Below are 16,068 nucleotides of genomic sequence, written 5' to 3' on the forward strand. Positions count from 1 at the left end.
CGGCCCGCGGCCACGTGAAAGGAAACCAGCAATGAAGAAGACCCTTGGCCTGGCCGTGGCCACCACGACGGCCCTGCTGCTCACCGCCTGTGGCGGTGGTGGCACGACAGCGTCGCCGGGCGCGTCGCCGTCGAAGGCCGACAACTCCAAGCGCACGATCACCCTGTGGCTTGCCGGCAGCGACACACCCCAGGAGCTGCGGACCTACCTTCAGGACACCTTCAAGACGAAGACCGGGGCCACCCTCAAGATCGAGGAGCAGGCCTGGCCCGACCTCGTCACCAAGCTGACCACGGCGCTCCCCGACCCCAAGAACACCCCTGACGTCGTCGAGCTCGGTAACACGCAGTCGCCGACGTTCACCAACGTCGGCGCGTTCTCCGACATCTCGGACATGTACGACGAGCTCGGCGGGTCCAAGCTGCTCCCGTCGTTCGTCGACGCCGGCAGCGTCGACGGCAAGAAGTACGCCCTTCCCTACTACTTCGGCTCGCGCTACATGTTCGCCCGCGCCGACCTGTGGAAGGAGGCCGGCGTCGCGACCCCGAAGACGCTCGACGAGTTCAACACGGCCGTCAAGACGATCACCGCGAAGAACCCGCGCAACATCAAGAACTTCTCGGGCTTCTTCATCGGCGGCCAGGACTGGCGCAACGGCATCTCGTGGATCTTCGCCAACGGCGGTGACCTGGCCAAGAAGGAGAACGGCCAGTGGGTCTCCACGCTGTCGGACCCCAACACGGTCAAGGGTCTCCAGCAGCTGCAGGACCTCTACCGCAACGCGTCCAAGGCGCCGGCGGACGCCAAGGACGTCACGCCGTGGCTCTACGTCAACGACTCCGACGAGATCCTCGACGACAAGCAGCAGGTGACCGGCAAGACGTCCCTCGCCGCCGCGACGATCATGGCCCCGGGCTGGGCCCACTGGTCGATCGGTGACCTCAAGACGAAGGACGGCAAGAAGGTCCGCGAGTGGAACCCGGCGAAGTTCACGGCGTTCGTGCTCCCGGGCAACGACGGCAAGCCGGCCCCGGTCTTCGCCGGCGGCTCCAACATCGCGATCTCCAAGGCGAGCCAGAACCAGGACCTCGCCCGCGAGCTCATGAAGATCATCTTCTCGGGTGACTACCAGCAGAAGCTCGGCGGTGCCGGCCTCGGCCCGGCAAACTCCGACTACGTCAGCTCGCTCGGCTCGGACGAGTTCGCCAAGGCCCTCATCGCCTCGGCCTCCAACTCCAAGCTGACGCCCGCTGCGCCGGGCTGGGCCGCGGTCGAGTCCGCCCAGGTCATGGAGGAGTTCTTCGGCAAGATCCGCGATGCGGCCGACCTCACGGCCCTCGCCAAGGCGTACGACGCCAAGATCACGCCGATGCTCAACATGAAGTGACCCGCGACGGTCTGCGGTAAGCATGCAGCACGCTCTCGCAACACCCTGAGGTACACCGTGCCGTGAGGCACGGCCCGGCGGTCGGGCGATCCCCGTCCGGCCGCCGGGCACCCCTTGCTCGAAAGGCCCCCCATGTCAGCCCCCCAACCGGTCATCGTGACCGACGAGCCGGCCACGGGCTCCGGTTCCGGTGGCCCCCGAGCCGAGTCCCCCGCACCGGCCGCCCTCCCCGCCCGCGCCAAGCGCCGAGGCCGCAGGGTCCCCCTCCTCCTCATCGTCCCGACCCTCGCCCTGCTCGTCGTCGCCCTCGGCTACCCCGTCTGCTGGCAGCTCGCCACGAGCTTCAAGCACTTCGGGATGCTCCAGCAGTTCGGCCAGCCCCCGGAGTGGGTCGGCCTCGACAACTACAAGGCGATCGTCACCGACCCCGACCTCTGGGCCGTCGTCGCCCGGTCGATCGCCTTCTGTCTCGTCAGCGCCCTCACGACCGTCGCCATCGGCGGTGGGCTCGCGCTGCTGATGCAGGCCGTCGGCCGCGTCACCCGCATCATCCTCCAGCTCGCGCTCCTCCTCGCCTGGGCCATGCCGGTCGTCGCCTCGATGACCGTCTGGGTCTGGCTCGTCGACTGGCGGCGCGGCCTGCTCAACTGGCTCCTCGTCCGGCTCGGCGTCGACGCCGAGGGCCACAACTGGCTCGCCGAGCCGCTCTCGTTCTTCGTCGTCGCGGCGGTCATCGTCGTCTGGATGAGCGTCCCGTTCGTCGCCCTGTCGATCTATGCGGGCCTGACCCAGGTCTCGACCGAGGTCCTCGAGGCGGCCCAGATCGACGGCGCGGGCGGCTGGCAGCGGCTCCGCTACATCATCGTGCCGCTCATCGCCCCCGTCCTGTCCATCGTCCTGCTCCTCCAGCTCATCTGGGACCTGCGGGTCTTCACGCAGATCAAGATCCTCCAGGACGCGGGTGGTGTCGCGAACGAGACCGACCTGCTCGGCACGTTCGTCTACCGGCTGGGCACCGGTGCAGGGGACTTCGGAACGGCGAGCGCCGTGTCGGTGTTCATGCTCGCCCTCACGGTGGCCCTCAGCTGGTACTACGTCCGCTCGATCATGAAGGAGGAGTCCTGATGCGCGCCAAGACCGTGCGGACCGGGCTGCTCACCGCCCTCGCCATCGTTCTCGCCCTCGCCTGGGCCTTCCCCGTCTATTGGATGGTCAACTCCTCGCTGCTGCCGAACGTCGCGCTGCAGTCGACGACCCCGACCTTCCTGCCTTTCGGGGGCTCGTTCGACAACTTCCGGGCCGTCATCTCCGACCCCGGCTTCCTCAGCGCGATCGGCATCTCGCTCGCCGTCACGCTCACGACCGTCGCGGCGGCGCTCTTCATCGCCTTCCTCGGGGCGCTCGCGATCAGCCGGTTCCGCTTCCGGGGCCGGAGGTCGTTCATCCTCGCGCTGCTCCTCATCCAGATGCTGCCCGCCGAGGGCCTGTTCATCGCGCAGTACAAGATGATGAGCTCGCTCGGCCTGCTCAACAACGTCATCGGCCTGGCGATCCTCTACACCGCGGCCGTCGTGCCCTTCACCGTCTGGATGCTGCGCGGCTTCGTCGCGGGCGTCCCGGTCGAGCTCGAGGAGGCCGCCATGGTCGACGGGCTCTCCCGCACCCAGGCCTTCCTGCGCATCACCTTCCCGCTCCTCGCCCCCGGCCTCGTCGCCTCCGGTGTGTACGCCTTCCTCCAGGCGTGGAACGAGTTCACCGTCGCCCTCGTGGTCATGACCGAGCAGCAGGCGCGGACCCTGCCGCTGTGGCTGCGTGGCTTCGTCCAGGCGAGCGCGACCCGCGAGACCGACTGGGGCCAGGTCATGGCCGCCTCGACGCTCGTCGCCGTCCCCGTCATCATCTTCTTCCTCGTCGTGCAGGGCCGGATGAGCAGTGGGCTCGTCGGCGGGGCGGTGAAGGGCTGACATGACGACTCACCAAGAGGCGCTGCGGCGCCTCGTCCTCGGCACGCTCATGCCCGGATTCATCGGCACGACCGTCCCCGACTGGATCACGCGGGAGTATGCCGCTGGGCTCGCCTCCGTCTGCCTGTACGGCACCAACGTGGCCGGGCCGGGCCAGCTCGCTCAGCTGTGCGCCGAGCTGCGGGACGCGGCGCCGAACCTGATCCTCACCGTCGACGAGGAGGGTGGCGACGTCACCCGCCTGCACTACCCGACCGGCTCGCCCCAGCCCGGTAACGCCCTCCTCGGCCGGATCGATGACACCGCGCTGACGCGGGAGTCCGCGGCGACCATCGGACGTGAGCTCACGGCATACGGCATCAACCTCGACCTCGCCCCGGTGGTCGACGTGAACTCGGCCGACGAGAACCCCGTCATCGGGGTGCGGAGCTTCGGCGCCGACGCGGCCCACGTCGCGCGGCACACGGCGGCCTGGATCGAGGGGATGCAGTCGGCCGGGGTGGCGGCGTGCGCGAAGCACTTCCCCGGCCACGGCGACACCGTCACCGACTCGCACCTCGGACTGCCCCGGGTCGACGCGCCGCGCGAGGTGGTCGAAGCGCGAGAGCTCGAGCCGTTCCGGGCCGCCATTGCTGCGGGTACGGCCTGTGTCATGACCTCCCACGTCCTCGTCTCGTCGATCGACCCGGACCGGCCGTCGACGTTCTCGCCGGTGCTCCTCGAGGAGGTCCTGCGGGGACAGCTCGGGTTCCGCGGGGTCATCGTCACCGATGCCCTCGACATGGCCGGCGCCTCGGCGATCACCGGCATCCCCGAGGCGGCCGTCCGGGCACTGGCCGCCGGGTGCGACCTGCTCTGTCTCGGCTCGGAGACCTCCGAGGTCCTCTTCACCGAGGTCGTCGAGGCGATCCTGACCGCCGTCGAGTCGGGCCGGCTGCCCCGGGAGCGGGTCGAGCACGCAGCGCACCGCGTCGCCCTCCTCTCGGGCCTGTTCCCCCCGCCGCTCGAGGGCTCACCCAGCGAGGGCGCCTTCGCGCAGGCGGAGGCGCTCGCGGGCTGGTTCCACCTCGAGGCTGCGGCGCGCGAGTGGATCGCCGACGCGGCGGCTCCGGCGATCGTCCAGGTCGACACCCTGGCCAACCTCGCCGTCGGTCACGTCGCGTGGGGTCCGGAGGCGGCCGGGCTGACCGTGCCCGAGGCAGACGTGCCCGCGGCAGCCAAGGTCGCCGTCGCGGCCCGCGACCTGTCCGCTGACCACCCGGCCTGGCGGACGGCCGAGCGCATGCGTGCCGCTGGACACCGGACGATCGTCGTCGAGTGCGGCTGGCCGCGCGGCGGCGCCGACCTCGTGACGTACGGCGGCTCGCTGGTCGTCGGTCAGCAGCTCGGCCGCCTCCTCGGCCTGGGCGATCATCCTGCGGGCGGGGTGGACGCGGGATGAGGCTCGGCATCGACATCGGCGGCACGAAGACCGCCGTCGTCGCGGTCCGCGACGACCACTCCGGGTCCGCGCAGGACGGGGTCGCGGCGCTCCGGACCGCTCCGTCGGGCCACGGGCCCGTGGGCGTCGTCGACGTCGTCCGGTTCCTCGCCCTCGAGGTGGCGGCCGCAGTCGGCGGGCTCGACCACATCACGACCGTCGGCGCCTGCATGCCCGGTCTCGTCGACATCGGGAGCGGCGTCGTGCACCACGCCGTCAACCTCGGCGTGGAGGAGCTCGCGCTGGGCCGCGCGCTCGAGGACGTCCTCGGGCGGGCCGTTGCCGTCGAGAACGACGTCAAGGCCGCCGCGATCGGCGCCGCCCGGATCGTCCGACCCCGGCCCGGCGAGCGCCTCGCCTACCTCAACCTCGGGACCGGACTGGCGTCGGCGGTCGTCGTCGACGGCCAGGTCGTGCGGGGCCTCCACGGGGTGGCGGGAGAGATCGGGCACCTGCCGGTCGGGGGGGACGTGGTCTGCTCGTGCGGCCAGGTGGGCTGTCTCGAGACGGTCGCCTCGGGGTCGACGATGGCGCGCATGTGGCCGGCCGGGGAAAGGCTGCTTCCGGACCCGTTCGCCTCGGCGAAGGTCGGGGACGGCGCCGCCGCTGCCGCCGTCGACGTGCTCTGCAGCGGCGTCGGGCTCGCCATCCAGCTGCTCGTCCTCGCCTCGGGCGCGGAGCGGGTCGTCATCGGCGGCGGGCTGGCCGCGTTGGGTGCCCCGCTGCACGCCGGGATCCTCGCCGACCTCGAGCGGCGGGCCTCCTCGGCGCGAGTCGTCGCGTCGCTCGGGCTCGCCGACCGGTTCGAGCTGCTCCCGTCGGCCGTTCCGGTCGCGGCGCTCGGGGCGGCCTGGCTGCCCGACTCGCCCGCGTGGGTCGGTGCCGACCATCGAGGTGGCGCGATCGCCGAGGTCCGCGACCGAAAGGGGGCCGACCAGGTCCGCGTCGGTATGCTCGACGGATCGGTCGATGGGTCGCGCGACCGCACTCTCGCAGAGACGCTCGAGGGAAAGGCCGGCTGATGGAGGTCTTCGTCACGGCAGGTCCCGAGGAGGCGGCGCGCCGGGCTGCGCGGGTCGTCATCGAGGCGGTGGCCGAGTCGGTCGCGGCCGGGCGAGCGCCCGTCGTCGGGCTGGCGACCGGAAGCTCGCCGCTCGGCCTCTATAAGGAGCTGGCGCTCGCGGTCGACCGCGGTCAGGTCGACTTCTCGGAGGCGTACGGCTTCGCCCTCGACGAGTACGTCGGGCTCCCCGCCGGCCACCCCGAGTCCTACCGCGAGGTCCTCGTCGCAGAGGTATGCCGTCGGGTCGGGCTCGCCCCGGAGCGCCTCCACGTGCCGGACGGGTCCGGGCGGAACGAGTCCGAGCTCGCTGCCGGAGCCGCGCGCTATGAGGAGTTGATCCGGGGTGTCGGTGGCATCGACGTCCAGATCCTCGGGATCGGCAGGAACGGCCACATCGGCTTCAACGAGCCGGGCTCGTCGCTGACGTCGCGGACCCGGGTCAAGCGCCTGTCCTCGCGAACCCGGGCCGACAACGCCCGCTTCTTCGAGTCGCTCGACGACGTGCCGACCCACTGCGTCACGCAGGGGCTCGGCACGGTCCTCGAGGCCCGACGCCTCCTCCTCGTCGCGACCGGCGCGTCGAAGGCCCCTGCTGTCGCGGCCGCCGTCGAGGGACCGCTCACGGCGTCGTGCCCGGGCTCGGTGCTCCAGTTCCACGCCGATGCGCTCGTCGTCGTGGACGAGGCGGCCGCCGCTGGCCTTCGCAACCGCGAGTACTACGACGAGTCGGCAGCCGGTCTCTGACCCGCTCCGGGCAGGGGCCCGGAGGATGTGCCTGCGGGGTGGCTCGACCGGCCATGACGACGCGCGCGGTCGGGTCTCGGCGACCGCGGATCCGGGCGGTGACAGCGCGACCCCGCTCAGCGGCATACCCCCGGGTGTGTGGATGACGGGAACGTGACAGCACAGGCCTCGAGAACTTTCTGTCCACACCCGGTGGACGTGCGTTTGCGCACGTCAGCGGCCACGCCGAGGCAGGAGCTCCGGAGGAAAGTCACCGTTGTGCACACACCTTGTCCACAGCTGTTGATGGCTTGTCCTCCGAGTTGTCCACGCGTTGTCCACAGGGGACGTTTGTCGCAGAGGCGGCCCGGCTCTAGGTTGGGGCGGTGCTCCCGGGTGGGGGTTCGGCGAGGAGGCCGGCAACGGCCTCCGGGGGCTGTTGTCGGTGGTCGCGAGTTCGATAGTTGCACCGAGGTAATTTCACACGATGGGGGGAGGCCGGGCCGTGTCGCTCGACGAGCTGAGCACGAGTGCGTTCACGCCGACTCGTGAGGGGGGACCGGCCGACGACCGGCTGCCGCCCCAGGACGTCGGCGCCGAGCGATCCGTGCTCGGCGGCATGCTCCTGTCGAAGGACGCGATCGCCGACTGCGTCGAGCAGCTCAAGGGGACCGACTTCTACCGGCCCGCCCACGAGCTGATCTACGACGCGATCCTCGACCTCTACGGCCGCGGCGAGCCTGCCGATGCGATCACCGTCGCCGACGAGCTGACCAAGCGTGGCGACCTCACCCGTGTCGGTGGCCAGGCCTACATCCACGAGCTCATCGCCTCGGTGCCGACCGCCGCCAACGCCGGGTACTACGCCCAGATCGTCGCCGAGCGCGCCGTGCTGCGCCGCCTCGTCGAGGCCGGCACCCGCATCGTCCAGCTCGGCTACGCCCAGGGCGGCGGTGACGTCGAGGACATCGTCAACGCCGCCCAGGCCGAGGTCTACGCCGTCGCCGACAAGCGCGGCGGCGAGGACTACCACATGCTCGGCGAGGTCATCGAGGCCACGGTCGACGAGATCGAGGTGGCCTCCGGCCGGTCCGGCGAGATGACCGGCGTGCCGACCGGCTTCACCGACCTCGACGCCCTGACCAACGGCCTGCACCCCGGCCAGATGATCGTCATCGCCGCCCGCCCGGCCATGGGCAAGTCCACGATCGGGCTCGACATCGTGCGGTCGGCTGCGATCAAGCACAAGATGGCCGCCGTCGTCTTCTCCCTCGAGATGAGCCGCACCGAGATCACGATGCGTCTGCTCTCGGCCGAGGCCGGCATCCAGCTCCAGCACATGCGCAAGGGCACGATGCGTGAGGAGGACTGGACCCGTCTCGCGTCGACCATGGGCAAGGTGTCCGACGCGCCGCTTTTCATCGACGACTCGCCCAACATGTCGCTCATGGAGATCCGGGCCAAGTGCCGCCGCCTCAAGCAGCGTCACAACCTCAAGCTCGTCGTCATCGACTACCTCCAGCTCATGACGTCCGGCAAGCGCGTCGAGTCCCGCCAGCAGGAGGTGTCCGAGTTCTCGCGTGCGCTGAAGCTGCTCGCCAAGGAGCTCGAGGTCCCTGTCATCGCGATCTCGCAGCTCAACCGTGGACCCGAGCAGCGCACCGACAAGAAGCCCGCCATGAGCGACCTTCGTGAGAGCGGATCGATCGAGCAGGACGCCGACATGGTGATCCTGCTGCACCGCGAGGCGGCCTACGAGAAGGACTCCCCGCGTGAGGGCGAGGCGGACCTCATCGTGGCGAAGCACCGAAACGGCCCCACCGACACGATCGTCGTCGCCTTCCAGGGCCACTTCAGCCGCTTCACCAACATGGCCACGAACTTCTGAGCGGTGGATGTCGACGGCCCTCAACGCCGCGATGCCGTGCAGCATCCGTCGACGGTGTGCTGCTCGTGCCTGTCCGGGTCTGAGATGGGTGCTCGCTCGAGCTGGCTCGCAACGGTCAAGCTGCTGCCCAAGGCAGTCAACCAGCTCCACCACGAGTCGCTCGTCAGCGCGAAACTGACCGCCGCGCCAGCAACTGCCGACGATCCGATGACGATCCAGACGGAACCGCTGACGCGCACCGGCTCAGCATCACGCAGGACAGAGTCAATGTGACACGGTGGACCTCCAGTCTCATCGAGGTCATCGGGCTGGAGCACTGCCGCGGCGCGGTCCTGCAGTCAGCGCCCGCGCCGGTGGTCGGCTGCCGGCACTCCCCGCCGGGCGATACTCACTCCATGCGATTGGAACCCGGCCGAGCCGGATCGGCGCGACCGTTGGTCCTCGAGATGGATGACTTCGACGGGTGGAGCCGGGCGATTCCATCCACGGTGACTCCGAGCGCGTAGTCGAACTCGTCGTCCTCGTCGCAGCCGACCGCATCGGGAGGACTTCTGACGACCCCGCTTGAAGGGCGGAGAGGGGTTCAGTCGGCGGCGGTCACCGGCCAGCAGACGACGGTCCGGTGGTCGAGCAGGTCGTCCTCGTCACCGCGCGGGAGATACCGCTCACGGATGGGGCCGTCGCTCGCGATGGCGCGCTCGGTGACCGTGGTGCCGACGACGCCGTACGCAGTGTCGAGGTCACCGAACGGGCCGTCATAGACCGTCGTCGCGAGCCGATCACCGGCGATGCGCTCCGAGCCGGGCGTTCCCTCCGGTACCGGAACGAAGCACGTCAGCTCGGCCGCCCCCTCCGTGAAGAACTCGGTCGGGAACAGCGTCCCGTCCGGCCCGGTCCGCTTCACTCGCGCACTGCGAAGCGCGGCGTGCAGCTCGGTGAACGTCTGCACCCACCAGGCCGGCGCCTCGTCGCCGCCGACCACCGCCCGCGCCACGAGGGCCCAGACGTCGGGCTCCTCGACCACCGACACCTCGAGCTCCGGACCACCACTGAAGAGCAGGCGCCGCAGCGACTCGACGGTGGCCTGGGTCTGCTCGAGCTGACGCGTCATCCGGTCGAGGTGTTGTGCGATGACGGCATCGCGCGTCGTGGCGTCAGGGGCCGCGAGCACCTCGCGCACTTGGGGAACCGGGAGGTCGAGGTCCCGTAGGCGGCGGATCAGCTGGGCCGAGCCGACCTGGTCCGGCCGGTAATAGCGGTAGCCCGAGTGGGCGTCGATCTCGGCCGGCGCGAGCAGCCCGACCTCGTGGTAGTGCCGCAGGGTCTTGACGCTGAGGAACGTCATCCGGGAGAAGTCGCCGATGCTCAGTCGTGTGCTCATGGACACAGGCTCGACTCTCCCACAGGGGGAGACTCAAGCCCCCGGATCGCGCCACGGGAAAGCGTCGCGCAGGCGCTTGACTCTCCCCTTGCCGGAGACCCGACAACGGAGTCATGACACAGACACGCACCCGCACCGACGTGGCCCCACGCGTCACCGACGCTCCCGGCCGCCTACCGCTCTTCGTGCTGCTCGCCGGCATCTTCCTCAACGTCCTCGACTTCTTCATCGTCAACGTCGCCCTCCCGTCCATCGAGCGCGACCTCCACGCCACCGCAACCGCCCTCGAGTGGGTCGTCGCGGGCTACGGACTCGCCTACGGCGCCCTCCTTCTCGCGGCCACCCGCGTCGGCGATCGCTGGGGTCGCCGACGCATGTATGCCGCTGGCACCGCCCTTTTCGTCGTGACGTCCGCCGCGTGCGGGCTGGCTCCGACGATGGACGTGCTCATGGCGGCACGTTTCGTCCAGGGCGTGGGCGCCGCGATGCTGACGCCGATGGTCCTGGCGCTGATCGGTGACGTCTACTCGGGGGCGGCCTACCGGCGCGCCGTCGCCGCCTACTCCATGGCGATGGGACTCGCGGCCGTGTCGGGACAGCTCATCGGCGGCATCCTCATCGAGCTCGACCTCTTCGGCCTGGGCTGGCGTTCGATCTTCCTCGTCAACGTGCCGGTCGGCGTCCTCACTCTCGCGCTCCTTCGTCGCGCCGTCCCCGACGTCCGTGTCGCGCGCGCACCGCGCCTCGACCTCATCGAGGTCGCTCTGCTGACATCGGCCCTCGTCGCCGTGCTCCTGCCGCTGCTGGAGGGTCCGAGCCACGGCTGGCCACTGTGGACCTGGCTGAGTCTTGCCGGCGCGGCTGTTCTGACTCTTCCCCTCGTGGCCCGCGCCGGGCCGCTGCAGCGACGCGGCGACGACCCGCTCCTGCGCGTCGTGATCGACGCGACACCGTCTCTTCGTCTCGGGTTGGCACGGCAGTTCCTCCTGTTCCTCGGGATGGCGTCGTACTTCCTCGTCCTCGCGCTCTACCTGCAGACCGACCGTGGCCTTGGCGCCCTGGAGTCCGGTGCGCTGTTCGGTCTCGTGGCCGTTCCCTATCTCGTCGGCACCTCCCGGGCTGCCGTCCTCGTCGCCCGGTGGGGCCGCCTCGTCGCCCCAGCGTCCGCCGTCGTGTTCCTGGCCGGACACCTGCTCACGTGGGTCGGCGTCGCGGACGCGGGCGCGCACGGGTCGGCGCTGTGGCTCGCCCCCGGGCTCGTCGTCTCCGGGTTCGGCATGGGCGTGTGCCTCACCGCTCAGATCGGCGCGGTCATGTCGCAGGCCAAGCCTGCGGACGCGGCTCTCGTGAGCGGCACGATGTCGACCGTTCAGCAGCTCGGGAACTGCATCGGCGTCGCCCTCGTCGGGCTCATCTACTTCACCGCGACGACGGCCGGCGTCGGCGTTGCCTTCCAGCACAGCCTCGTCTACCTGGCCGGGGTCATGGGGGTGCTTGCCGCAGTCGCGGCGCTGCCCGCACGTCGAACGAGCGCCGTCCCCGCGTGAGTCCGCGTCCACGTCGGGCCCAGCGCGCAGCGCGGGCACGGGCGCCGGCGCCGGCCGCCGGCCGTCGGGCGCCAGTCGCCGCACCTCGCGCCCCCGCCCGTCATCGGACGGACCTACGGCACTGCCCAGCGACGGTGGGCAGTGCCGTAGGCGTGTCGAGCACCCCCGCGGCACTGCCGCGCGCGGCTCGACCGGGCGGTCAAGACACCAGGGACGAGCGGACGGGTTACCCGCCGTCTCGGGCCGCGTCCGAGGCCCACTTCGACCGGTGGAGCCGGGCGACACCGTCGAGGATGACCCCGAGCGCGAAGTCGAACTCGAAGTCCTCGTCGCAGCCGACCGCCCCTGGCCGCCTGGCCTGGGCGTCCGCCGCGATGAGCAGGATGCCCGGGTAGTCCTGCGGGTCCGGGGTCCCCGAGGTGCGCCTCTTTGTGGGGCTGGGTGCGCCGCCCGGATCGTTGAACAGCTCGGGACTGAACCCCCAGATCCGGTTGCCGAGCAGGTGCATGACGTGGTGGGTCAGGTCCGGTGAGAACCCGGCTCCGAGGAACAGCTGGGTCAGCCGCTCCATGTGGCCGAGGACGGCTGGCGTACGGACCGTGCGGGTCTCGATCGCGCGACGGGCCCACGGGTGCGCGGCGACGACGGCCCGGGCCCCCAGGATCGTGTCGCGCACGGCGCCTCGCCACTGGGTTGGCCGAGGCGCCTGCAGGGCCGGCATGTCACCGATGAGCGTGTCGACCATGCCGTCGAGGAGGTCGTCCTTGTCTGCGACGTGCTTGTAGAGGGCCATGGGCACGACCCCAAGACCCTCGGCCAGCCGGCGCATGCTCACGGCGTCGATGCCCTCGGCGTCGGCCAGAGCGATCGCGGCTCTCAGGACCCGCCCGCGGCTGAGCGGCTCGCGGGCGCTTGCCGAGCCACGCGGCATACGACCTCCTCGGGGACTGGGTTTCTTGACCGGGTGTACATCGTATGCCTACGCTCTCAAGCGAAGGTGTACGCCGTACACCTCGGAGTTCACGGAGCCACGATGACCAATCCACGCGCTCTCGCCAGGTTCGCCGGCCTGCTCTACCTCGTCACCTGGGTCACCTCCGTCGCGGCCGTGCCGCTCTACGGGGGGTCGGCCTTCGACCCGACGGCTGCCCTCGCCGGAAGGACGTCCGTGCTCGTCGCCGCACTCCTCGAGGTGGTCCTCGCCGTCGCGGTCGTCGGCACGTCACTCACCCTCTATCCGCTGCTCCGCAGCCACGGGCACGGCTCAGCCGTCGGGTACGTCGCCCTGCGCACCCTCGAGGCCTCGGTGATCCTCGTCGGCGTCGTCGCGATCCTGCCGGCCGTCGCCCGCCCCGCGAGCAGCGCCGGCTCGGGGCTCGACCCGGCTGTCACCGCCGGCCTGCACCTCGTGCACGACTGGACGTTCCTCGTCGGCCCGGGGCTCATCAACCCGGTCAACGCCGTCGTGCTCGCCGCGCTGCTGCTCCGGCGCCGTCTGGTTCCGCGATTCATCCCGGTCCTCGGTATCGTCGGGGCGACCCTGGTCGCCCTGATGAACGTGACGGTCATGTTCGGCCTCGCGACACCGCAGCCGCTGCTCGCCGTCCCGCTCTTCGCCTGGGAGGTGTGTCTGGCCGCGCAACTCGTCCTTCGAGGGCTCCGGTCACCCGCCCAGACCACGCCCGCACGAGAGCTCATGGAGGTCCGATGACCCTGCTGGTTCGCCAAGGATCCACGCCCAGGCTGATCGCCGGGGCCGTTCTCCTCGTCCTTGCCGTCGCGTTCGTACCCTTCCGGCTGGCGTCGTTCGGCCCCGGTGGTGGATACCCGGACGTGTCGACCCTGGGCCAGTCGCTCAGCACCGGTTTCGTGCGCTTCTGGTCCGCGGGCGAGGGCGTCGTCGGCCCGGACCTCGCTCGCCCCGTCGACTACTGGGCGCGGTTCCACGTCATCAAGGCGGTGCTCGCCGCGCTCCTGCTTGTCGTCCTCGTTGCGCTGGCGCCGCGGCTCTGGGCGGCATACGTCCACGCCGAGCGCCTGGGACGACGACTCGTCGTCGGGACGGTCGGCGCCGTGCAGGCGGCCCTGGCCGTGCTCGCCCTGCTGATCCTCGTGGCCAACATCCAGGGTGCGATCGCCCCCTTGTCGTCGGCGCTCGGGCTCATCCCGTTCGGCTCGTCGAACACCGACCTCGCGGCCACGACGGCCCAGGTCCAGCGCGGTCTCGCGGACGGCGGGCACTCGCCCGCGCTCGACGCGCTGGTGCGCGACTTCGCGGCATACCACGTGGCGATGTCCTGGCTGGGTGGCGTCGTGACCGTCGGGCTCATCGCGGCGGCCGTGCTCCTGTGGCGGCGCCGCGCGCGGGTGCCGCGCGACGAGCGGCGGCAGCGACGCACGCTGGTCCTGATGGCCCTCGCGGTGCTCGCGCTGGCGGCGTTCTTCGGCGTCGTGACCGCTGCGAACATCAGTACCGCGGCCAACCCCGCTCCCGCCCTGCTCGCGTTCTTCCAGGGCGGCAGCTGACACGAGGGCCAACGCGTCCGTGCCGATGAGTAGGTTGCTGCCATGACCTCACGCGGGCGCGGACGGAAGCTGGTCGTGGGTGGCGTGGTGCTCGCAGCCGTCCTCGTCGCTGTCGGGGTGTTCCTGTGGCGGAGCGAGCCTGCCGGGTTCGGCTGGTTCTCCTACGAACCGCTGACCTCCGAGGAGACCGTGTCGTCACTCGTCTTCGTGAGCACCCGGCGGTATGCCGCTCTCGGCCTCTTCGCCGCCGGCCTCGTCCTCCTCGGCGGCGTCAGCGGCTTCGCCCTCGGGCGTCGCTCCGCACCCAACGCAGCGGACTGAGCGGGACCGGCCAGCCGATTCCCGCGACGTTGGCTCTGTATCCCAGAAGCCCTCCGCGTGATGATGGGTGGGACCAGCGGTGGACGTGCTCCGTCCGCCCGCAGACGCGGCGCGACGGTGACGAGACAGGGAGGACACGCCGATGACCCGAACAGCCCTCTGCCTGTGGTTCAACGGGCAGGCCGAAGAAGCCGCCGAGTTCTACTGCTCGGTCTTCCCCAACTCCAAGGTGGGGCGGATCCAGCGCTACCCGGAGGGCAGCCCGTTCCCCGCCCCTTTCAGCGCCGGCACGGCCATGACCGTCGACTTCGAGCTCGACGGTCAGCCCTACACCGCCTTGAACGGCGGGCCCGAGTTCACCTTCTCCGAGGCCACCTCGGTGCAGATCTTCTGCGACGACCAGGCCGAGATCGACCGCTACTGGAACGCCCTCACCGCCGACGGGGGCGAGGAGAGCATGTGCGGCTGGCTCAAGGACAAGTACGGCTTCTCGTGGCAGGTCGTCCCGAGCATGCTCGCCGAGCTGCACTCCGAGGACCCCGCAAAGGAGAAGGCGGTCGCGGATGCCATCTTCAGCATGAAGAAGCTCGACATCGCCGAGCTCCAGCGAGCCTTCGACACGGCATAGCCCCGCGACGAAACGGACGTCACGAGGGCTGGTGGCTGCTCCTCACTGCGGGCCGCGGTGCGACGCCCACAGTGCCCCGGCCCGGTCGGCCGCCTCGCTGATGAGTCTCGCGATCTCCGGCCGGTCCGGGACCGGGAACGAGACGTAGGCGCCGCGGCCACCCTCGACCGGCCGACCGTACGCCTTCGCGGCGAGGTGGCCGTGGGGAAGGAGCCGGACGGTCAGCGTCTCCAGCCGGAAGGTGTCTCCGCGTCTGACGTCCGTCCAGCGGAGCGACTCCGGGATGGCGACGTTGATCGCCAGCGCGTTCACCTCGACACCGTCGTTCCCGCTCATGACAGGCCATGCTGCCATCGCGGATCCGAGCGGCGCGGCAAGAGCCGACATGAGGGGTCGACCCGGACTCGGAGTGGTCGTGAACCGTTATGCGGGGAAGTGCCTCCACTGCCCCTCGGAGATGACGTCGACGGTGCCGTCGACCACCCTGATGGCCGTCTGGTCGTCCATCGCGTAGGCCGGGCCGACGATGCCGGCCGCCCACTGCTCGGCCTCGTCCATGGAGTTGCCCGGCATGCCGTCGGGCGCCAGGTGGGGAAAGATCGAGAAGTCCACGATCCCCAACGTGCGGTCGTCACCGGTCGGCGGTCTCCACCCGACGAAGTCCTCGCCGATCCTGGGGGTCATCACCATGCTCCCGGCGCTCAGTCCCACCCAGACCTTCTCGCCCAGCGTCGGCAGCAGATCCGCCAGCCCGGACTGCCGCATCCAATGGGACAGGTAGAGGGCATCGCCGCCCGACACCAGCAGGACGTCCGTCTCCCGCACCACAGGCACCCAGCGCTCCTCGTCGAGGCTGGGCAGCGCGGTCAGCTCCAGCACGCCGACGGACTCCCAGCCCAGGTCGACCATGGGATTCTCGGACTTCCCGCTGATGAACTGCCAGGCCTTCGTGCCGGGGCCGACCCAGGGGTGGCCATACATCGCGGTGGGGATGCACAGGGCGCTCGAGTCGGCGATCGGCTTGCCGAGCAGGCCGATCAAGGCATCACGAATGCTCGTGTTCGTGACCCCGCCAGAGGTGAGGAGAAGCTTCATTGCCTGCCTCCATGAGTCGTCAGGGATCTCTCGGGGACCCATTGGTCACTCCGAAGGGGGCTCAC

At 70.5% G+C, this 16,068-nt stretch carries 17 protein-coding genes; 13 read left to right on the top strand and 4 right to left on the bottom strand.

What is annotated here, in order from left to right:
• Positions 1-31 precede the first annotated feature (31 nt).
• From N865_RS08210 to N865_RS08245, 8 genes are all read left to right on the top strand, one after another.
• Positions 32-1,387, top strand: coding sequence for an extracellular solute-binding protein (locus N865_RS08210; protein ID WP_034803978.1), 1,356 nt, complete (start codon positions 32-34; stop codon positions 1,385-1,387).
• 132 nt (positions 1,388-1,519) lie between these two features.
• On the top strand, positions 1,520-2,512 hold the full coding sequence (locus tag N865_RS08215; RefSeq protein WP_084328064.1) for a carbohydrate ABC transporter permease: 993 nt from the start codon (positions 1,520-1,522) through the stop codon (positions 2,510-2,512).
• Positions 2,512-3,351 carry a carbohydrate ABC transporter permease gene (locus tag N865_RS08220; RefSeq protein WP_051510347.1) on the top strand — a complete coding sequence of 280 codons (840 nt, stop codon included), beginning with the start codon at positions 2,512-2,514 and terminating at the stop codon, positions 3,349-3,351. Before N865_RS08215 ends, N865_RS08220 begins: the two co-directional genes overlap by 1 nt.
• A 1-nt stretch (position 3,352) precedes the next feature.
• Positions 3,353-4,792: a beta-N-acetylhexosaminidase gene (gene nagZ, locus N865_RS08225; RefSeq protein ID WP_051510348.1), complete on the top strand. Its 1,440-nt coding sequence runs from the start codon at positions 3,353-3,355 to the stop codon at positions 4,790-4,792.
• Positions 4,789-5,853 carry an ROK family protein gene (locus tag N865_RS08230; protein WP_051510349.1) on the top strand — a complete coding sequence of 355 codons (1,065 nt, stop codon included), beginning with the start codon at positions 4,789-4,791 and terminating at the stop codon, positions 5,851-5,853. Before nagZ ends, N865_RS08230 begins: the two co-directional genes overlap by 4 nt.
• A complete protein-coding gene (gene nagB, locus N865_RS08235; RefSeq protein WP_034803979.1) occupies positions 5,853-6,638 on the top strand; it encodes a glucosamine-6-phosphate deaminase in 786 nt (261 codons plus the stop codon). Before N865_RS08230 ends, nagB begins: the two co-directional genes overlap by 1 nt.
• Before the next feature lie 484 nt (positions 6,639-7,122).
• Entirely contained in the window at positions 7,123-8,505 is a 1,383-nt protein-coding gene (dnaB, locus tag N865_RS08240; RefSeq protein WP_034803980.1) for a replicative DNA helicase, read from the top strand.
• A gap of 3 nt (positions 8,506-8,508) precedes the next feature.
• The gene (locus N865_RS08245; RefSeq protein WP_157557616.1) at positions 8,509-8,778 is read left to right on the top strand and encodes a hypothetical protein; all 270 of its coding nucleotides are present in this window, start codon (positions 8,509-8,511) and stop codon (positions 8,776-8,778) included.
• A 310-nt stretch (positions 8,779-9,088) separates the two neighbouring features.
• On the opposite strand, the gene N865_RS08255 is transcribed toward N865_RS08245, so the two are convergent.
• Positions 9,089-9,886, bottom strand: a complete 798-nt coding sequence (locus N865_RS08255) for a MerR family transcriptional regulator (RefSeq protein ID WP_034803989.1) — start codon at positions 9,884-9,886, stop codon at positions 9,089-9,091.
• Positions 9,887-9,999: 113 nt separating this feature from the next.
• Between N865_RS08255 and N865_RS08260 the strand changes: the two genes are divergently transcribed.
• The gene (locus N865_RS08260; RefSeq protein WP_034803991.1) at positions 10,000-11,433 is read left to right on the top strand and encodes an MFS transporter; all 1,434 of its coding nucleotides are present in this window, start codon (positions 10,000-10,002) and stop codon (positions 11,431-11,433) included.
• Positions 11,434-11,659: 226 nt separating this feature from the next.
• On the opposite strand, the gene N865_RS08265 is transcribed toward N865_RS08260, so the two are convergent.
• On the bottom strand, positions 11,660-12,364 hold the full coding sequence (locus N865_RS08265; protein WP_034803993.1) for a TetR/AcrR family transcriptional regulator: 705 nt from the start codon (positions 12,362-12,364) through the stop codon (positions 11,660-11,662).
• 102 nt (positions 12,365-12,466) lie between these two features.
• Between N865_RS08265 and N865_RS08270 the strand changes: the two genes are divergently transcribed.
• The 4 genes from N865_RS08270 (at position 12,467) to N865_RS08285 (ending at position 14,908) form a co-directional block, all read left to right on the top strand.
• Positions 12,467-13,144 carry a DUF4386 domain-containing protein gene (locus N865_RS08270; protein WP_034803994.1) on the top strand — a complete coding sequence of 226 codons (678 nt, stop codon included), beginning with the start codon at positions 12,467-12,469 and terminating at the stop codon, positions 13,142-13,144.
• Positions 13,141-13,959 carry a hypothetical protein gene (locus N865_RS08275; RefSeq protein WP_051510350.1) on the top strand — a complete coding sequence of 273 codons (819 nt, stop codon included), beginning with the start codon at positions 13,141-13,143 and terminating at the stop codon, positions 13,957-13,959. Before N865_RS08270 ends, N865_RS08275 begins: the two co-directional genes overlap by 4 nt.
• 42 nt (positions 13,960-14,001) lie before the next feature.
• Positions 14,002-14,280 carry a hypothetical protein gene (locus tag N865_RS08280; RefSeq protein ID WP_034803996.1) on the top strand — a complete coding sequence of 93 codons (279 nt, stop codon included), beginning with the start codon at positions 14,002-14,004 and terminating at the stop codon, positions 14,278-14,280.
• A 142-nt stretch (positions 14,281-14,422) separates the two neighbouring features.
• A complete protein-coding gene (locus N865_RS08285; RefSeq protein WP_034803997.1) occupies positions 14,423-14,908 on the top strand; it encodes a VOC family protein in 486 nt (161 codons plus the stop codon).
• A 42-nt stretch (positions 14,909-14,950) separates the two neighbouring features.
• On the opposite strand, the gene N865_RS08290 is transcribed toward N865_RS08285, so the two are convergent.
• Both N865_RS08290 and N865_RS08295 read right to left on the bottom strand, forming a co-directional pair.
• Positions 14,951-15,244 (bottom strand): hypothetical protein, encoded by a 294-nt coding sequence (locus tag N865_RS08290; RefSeq protein WP_034803998.1) that lies wholly within the window; start codon positions 15,242-15,244, stop codon positions 14,951-14,953.
• An 87-nt stretch (positions 15,245-15,331) separates the two neighbouring features.
• On the bottom strand, positions 15,332-16,003 hold the full coding sequence (locus N865_RS08295; protein WP_034803999.1) for a Type 1 glutamine amidotransferase-like domain-containing protein: 672 nt from the start codon (positions 16,001-16,003) through the stop codon (positions 15,332-15,334).
• Positions 16,004-16,068 lie beyond the last annotated feature (65 nt).

Origin of the sequence: Intrasporangium oryzae NRRL B-24470, assembly GCF_000576595.1 — a bacterium.
Lineage (GTDB): Bacteria > Actinomycetota > Actinomycetes > Actinomycetales > Dermatophilaceae > Intrasporangium_C > Intrasporangium_C oryzae.

Coding starts and splice junctions, on each gene's coding strand:
- N865_RS08210 (WP_034803978.1), top strand. CDS start 32: ATGAAGAAGACCCTTGGCCTGGCCGTGGCCACCACGACGGCCCTGCTG.
- N865_RS08215 (WP_084328064.1), top strand. CDS start 1,520: ATGTCAGCCCCCCAACCGGTCATCGTGACCGACGAGCCGGCCACGGGC.
- N865_RS08220 (WP_051510347.1), top strand. CDS start 2,512: ATGCGCGCCAAGACCGTGCGGACCGGGCTGCTCACCGCCCTCGCCATC.
- nagZ (WP_051510348.1), top strand. CDS start 3,353: ATGACGACTCACCAAGAGGCGCTGCGGCGCCTCGTCCTCGGCACGCTC.
- N865_RS08230 (WP_051510349.1), top strand. CDS start 4,789: ATGAGGCTCGGCATCGACATCGGCGGCACGAAGACCGCCGTCGTCGCG.
- nagB (WP_034803979.1), top strand. CDS start 5,853: ATGGAGGTCTTCGTCACGGCAGGTCCCGAGGAGGCGGCGCGCCGGGCT.
- N865_RS08255 (WP_034803989.1), bottom strand. CDS start 9,886: ATGAGCACACGACTGAGCATCGGCGACTTCTCCCGGATGACGTTCCTC.
- N865_RS08260 (WP_034803991.1), top strand. CDS start 10,000: ATGACACAGACACGCACCCGCACCGACGTGGCCCCACGCGTCACCGAC.
- N865_RS08265 (WP_034803993.1), bottom strand. CDS start 12,364: ATGCCGCGTGGCTCGGCAAGCGCCCGCGAGCCGCTCAGCCGCGGGCGG.
- N865_RS08270 (WP_034803994.1), top strand. CDS start 12,467: ATGACCAATCCACGCGCTCTCGCCAGGTTCGCCGGCCTGCTCTACCTC.
- N865_RS08275 (WP_051510350.1), top strand. CDS start 13,141: ATGACCCTGCTGGTTCGCCAAGGATCCACGCCCAGGCTGATCGCCGGG.
- N865_RS08280 (WP_034803996.1), top strand. CDS start 14,002: ATGACCTCACGCGGGCGCGGACGGAAGCTGGTCGTGGGTGGCGTGGTG.
- N865_RS08285 (WP_034803997.1), top strand. CDS start 14,423: ATGACCCGAACAGCCCTCTGCCTGTGGTTCAACGGGCAGGCCGAAGAA.
- N865_RS08290 (WP_034803998.1), bottom strand. CDS start 15,244: ATGAGCGGGAACGACGGTGTCGAGGTGAACGCGCTGGCGATCAACGTC.
- N865_RS08295 (WP_034803999.1), bottom strand. CDS start 16,003: ATGAAGCTTCTCCTCACCTCTGGCGGGGTCACGAACACGAGCATTCGT.